This is a genomic window from Dietzia timorensis, assembly GCF_020742175.1.
GTDB classification, from domain to species: domain Bacteria; phylum Actinomycetota; class Actinomycetes; order Mycobacteriales; family Mycobacteriaceae; genus Dietzia; species Dietzia timorensis_A.
Map to the genome: position 1 here is coordinate 1 of NZ_DYXM01000093.1, position 3,917 is coordinate 3,917.

Annotated in this window: 4 protein-coding genes; 2 read left to right on the forward strand and 2 right to left on the reverse strand. The window is 66.5% G+C overall.

Annotation, left to right across the window (positions count from 1 at the left end):
* On the reverse strand, positions 1-657 hold a 657-nt coding region (locus K8V11_RS04945), incomplete at its 3' end, for an iron chelate uptake ABC transporter family permease subunit (protein ID WP_303911328.1).
* A 225-nt stretch (positions 658-882) separates the two neighbouring features.
* Between K8V11_RS04945 and K8V11_RS04950 the strand changes: the two genes are divergently transcribed.
* Together K8V11_RS04950 and K8V11_RS04955 are read left to right on the forward strand one after the other, a co-directional pair.
* A complete protein-coding gene (locus K8V11_RS04950) occupies positions 883-1,899 on the forward strand; it encodes an ABC transporter substrate-binding protein (protein WP_303911329.1) in 1,017 nt (338 codons plus the stop codon).
* Between the two features lie 85 nt (positions 1,900-1,984).
* Positions 1,985-3,019 (forward strand): ABC transporter substrate-binding protein, encoded by a 1,035-nt coding sequence (locus tag K8V11_RS04955; protein ID WP_303911330.1) that lies wholly within the window; start codon positions 1,985-1,987, stop codon positions 3,017-3,019.
* A 23-nt stretch (positions 3,020-3,042) separates the two neighbouring features.
* On the opposite strand, the gene K8V11_RS04960 is transcribed toward K8V11_RS04955, so the two are convergent.
* On the reverse strand, positions 3,043-3,810 hold the full coding sequence (locus K8V11_RS04960) for an isoprenyl transferase (protein WP_303911331.1): 768 nt from the start codon (positions 3,808-3,810) through the stop codon (positions 3,043-3,045).
* Positions 3,811-3,917 lie beyond the last annotated feature (107 nt).

The window sequence follows — 3,917 nt, forward strand, 5'->3', positions numbered from 1 at the left end:
CTCGGGTGGGCGGTCGGCGACGGAGCCGGCCTCCCAGAAGCGCACCTGCTCGTAGATGCTCGAGTCGAGGAGCCCGATCGCACGGTTGGCGCCGAGCAACACCGAGCCGAACGCCATACCCACGAGGGTGAGCCGTAGCGGCGTCGCGCCCTTGCCGCCGCCTGCGGCGATCCCGAACACCATGATCGAGGCGATCGCCGCGCCCGCCATCGCGAGCCACACGTAGCTCGAGACCGCCTCGACACCGAGAAAGGCAATACCGAGTGTGACGGCGAAGCTCGCGCCCGCGTTGACCCCAAGAATGCCCGGATCGGCGAGGGGATTCCGCGTGACAGCCTGGATGAGGGCGCCGGCCACGCCGAGGGCCATGCCGACGACGAGTCCGAGCACGGTGCGCGGCACTCGCAGGTCGTGGACGATGATCGACGCGGCCGAATCGTCGGGACTCCACAACACCTGCCAGGCGCTGCCGGCGGCGACCTCCCCGGAGCCGGAGAACAGGCTCGCCGCGACGATCCCGGCGAGCAGCGCCACCGACACGGCGAGAAACACCGCGTGCCTCGCCGCGGCACGCCGCAGTGCGCGCGAGAACCCCGGCTCCCCGCCTGCGGGGGCGCCGACGTATGTCTCGTTCGACTGCTTCGTCTGCGTTGTCACCAACTACCCGCCTCGTCGAAGTGTGGCGTAGATCTCTACGTATTCTCAAAATTCTTTAGGATTGGTACGGCTAACATAGCCTAGGCTAACCGTTCAATAATTACTCTTCACTACCCGGCCCCGCGCTCGCGCGTCACACGACGTGAACAGTGCGCAGCCGAGCGAGACCGCAGAACTCTAACCACCACCGTCTCGCTCCGCCCGCCGGGCAGGAGAAAGGACCCCATGTACGCCACCCGTAAGCGCACGCGTCTCGTCGCGGCTACCGCGCTACTCGCCGCCACGGCCCTCCTCGGCTCGGCCTGCTCCTCCACCGAGGACTCGGGCACCGAGTCCGGCTCCCACTCGGAGGCGGCAGGTGGCGGTGAAACCCGCACGGTCGAGACCGAGAACGGCGAAATCGAGATCCCCGCCGAGCCGCAGAAGGTCGTCGTGCTCAACAACGCGCTCGCCGGCTATGCCTTCCATCTCGGTCTTCCCGTCGATGCGACGGTCGCCGAGTCCACCGGCAAGGAAGGCAAGCCCGGCCAGTTCTGGGAGGAAGAGGCAGCGGAGAACGAGACCAAGTTCCTCCCGTGGTCCAACGACGGATTCGATCTCGAGTCCATCCTCGCCGAGGAGCCGGATCTCATCATCGCGGGTGGCATCGGTTTCCCGTACCGGCACGCGACGCAGCAGTACGACGAGCTGTCCGACATCGCCCCCACCCTCGTCGTTCCGGACTCGCTCGACACCTGGCAGGCACAGTTCGAGTTCCTCGCGGACTCGGTCGGCAAGCCCGAGGTCTTCGACGAGGCCGAGAAGACCTATAACGATCGCGTGGCAGAGGTGCGCGAGAACATCGAGCTCCCGCCGACCCCGGTCGCCTACTACGTCCAGAACGCCGACGGCAAGACCTACGTCGCCAACGACGAGGTCGGTTTCCCGAAGGAGCTCGCCGAGGTCGGCCTCGAGCCGGCGCCACTCAAGGCCAGCGGAAAGTTCGAGTCCTACGGCGGCTCGGGCGACATCCTCCAGATCAGCAAGGAGCAGATCACTTCCGAGCTCACCATGCCGACCGTGTTCGTGCTCGGCTTCAACCGCGACGTCGTGACGGCGGAGGAACTGAGTAAGGACCCGGCCTTTGCGGACCTGCCGGCGTTCAAGGACGGCCACGCCTACGACCTGCCGTACTGGGTGCACCGGCCGGACTACGACGAGGCCCTCGGCACGCTCGACAAGATCGAGGAACTGTTCGCCTAACGCGCCGCCCGGGGAGCCGGGCCCCGGCGCGCGTACCCGGGCACAGCGGCGAACGCGCTAGCCTTGCATGTCGGAAAGGATCGAGATGAGGCTTAGTTCTTCGCGCGTGTATCGGCGTTCACTACAGGTGGTCGCCGTGGTGTCGGCGGCCGCGCTTGTCACGGCGGCGTGCTCGGATTCGGGCGGCGACAGCTCCCCGAGCGAGTCGTCCACCACCGCCTCGTCGACCACCGCGTCGGCGGCGCCTCACGCTGTCGACACGGAAATGGGCAGCGTCGAGGTCCCGGCCAAGCCCAAGCGCGTCGTCGTGCTCGGCTACCGTCTCACCGGTCTGGCCTTCGATCTCGGCGCACACGTCAAGGGCACCATCCCGGAGATGGCCGGCGGATCCAGCGACCCGTCGCAGGCGTGGAGTGACGCCGCGGCGCAAGAGGGCACCACGTTCCTCCCCTGGTTCGTCGACGGATTCGACATCGCCGGCATCAAGGCATTGGACCCCGATCTCATCATCGGCGGCGGCCCCGGACTCGAGCACGAACATGCGGTACAGGCGTATCCGGAGCTGAAGCAGATCGCACCGACCGTCGTCATCGGCGAGGACGAAACCTCGTGGAAGGACCAGGCCGAGATCATGGCCGACGCACTCGGTGCGAAGAAGAAGCTCAAGGAGATGACCGGGAACTACGACGAGTTCGTCGACTCGATCCGCGAGAACATCAACGCCCCCGAAGGGGACGTCGGGTACCTCGTCTTCGACGCCGAGGGTCGCCCCTACGCGGCGAACGAGAAATTCGGACTGCCCGCCGAGCTCACTGATATCGGGCTCGAGCCGGCGAAGTATTCGCAGATTCCGGGCCTGCAGACCGCAGGGGTCAACGGGGAACTACTCGCGGTCCCGCCCGAGCGCATCGAGGAGGTGTTCGACCAGGACAACCTGTTCGTGCTCGGCTATGGACGCGACGTCGTCAACCCCGGCGAGCTCTCCCGCGATCCGCAATACGCGGACCTGCCGGCGATCAAGAACTTCCGCGCCTTCGGGCTCGACTACTGGTCGCTCAGTCCCGGCTACGACGAGATCATGAAGACGCTCGGCACCATGCAGCTGCTGTTCGCGAAATAACGGGGTCTGACGGCGGACGGGCGCTATTTACCGAAGCGCCGGTTGCGCTGCCCGAAGTCGCGGATCGCGCGGAGAAAATCGACTTTGCGGAACGCCGGCCAATAAGCCTCGGTGAACCAGATTTCCGAATAGGCGCTCTGCCACAGCAGGAATCCGGACAGGCGCTGTTCGCCGGAGGTACGAATCACGAGGTCCGGGTCGGGCTGGCCTTTGGTGTAGAGGTGCTCGCCGATCCCGTCGACGGTGATCCCCTCGATGAGATCCTCCCCGGTCTTCCCGTCCGCGACGAGCTCGGCGACGAGATCCCGCGCGGCATCGGTGATCTCCTGTCGCCCGCCATATCCCACGGCGACGTTGACCAGGGTGCCGGTGTTGTCCTTCGATGCGTCCTGCGCCGCCTGCAGCCGCGCCGCGAGCGGCTCGGGCAGCAGCCACGTGTGGCCGACGACGCCGACGCGCCAGTTCGAATTCGACCGTGAGATCTCCTCGACCACGTCGCCGATGATGTCGAGCAACAAATCGAGTTCGGAGGCGTCTCGCTCGAGGTTCTCCACCGACAACAGGTAGATCGTGGCGATCTCGATGCCCAGATCGTCACACCACTGCAGTAGCTCGGCAACCTTGACGGCGCCGGCGCGGTGCCCGTGGGAGACGTCCGTGAACCCGGCCTCCTTGGCCCAGCGGCGGTTGCCGTCGCACATCACTGCGACGTGCCGCGGCATGCGATCCGAGTCGAGACTCGCGCGCAGCCGATTCTCGTAGAGCGAGTAAACGGGAGAGGGCAATTTCACGTGTCCCACACTACCGCGCACGCCTCGCCCGCCTCGTTCCGTCGGGCGACGCGTGCGCGATTCGCAAGGCGCGGCCACGCGGCTTCTCGCGCGTCCACTCGGCGGGT

Excerpts from the sequence above, each read along its gene's own strand:
- K8V11_RS04950 (WP_303911329.1), top strand. The coding sequence starts at position 883 with ATGTACGCCACCCGTAAGCGCACGCGTCTCGTCGCGGCTACCGCGCTA.
- K8V11_RS04955 (WP_303911330.1), top strand. The coding sequence starts at position 1,985 with ATGAGGCTTAGTTCTTCGCGCGTGTATCGGCGTTCACTACAGGTGGTC.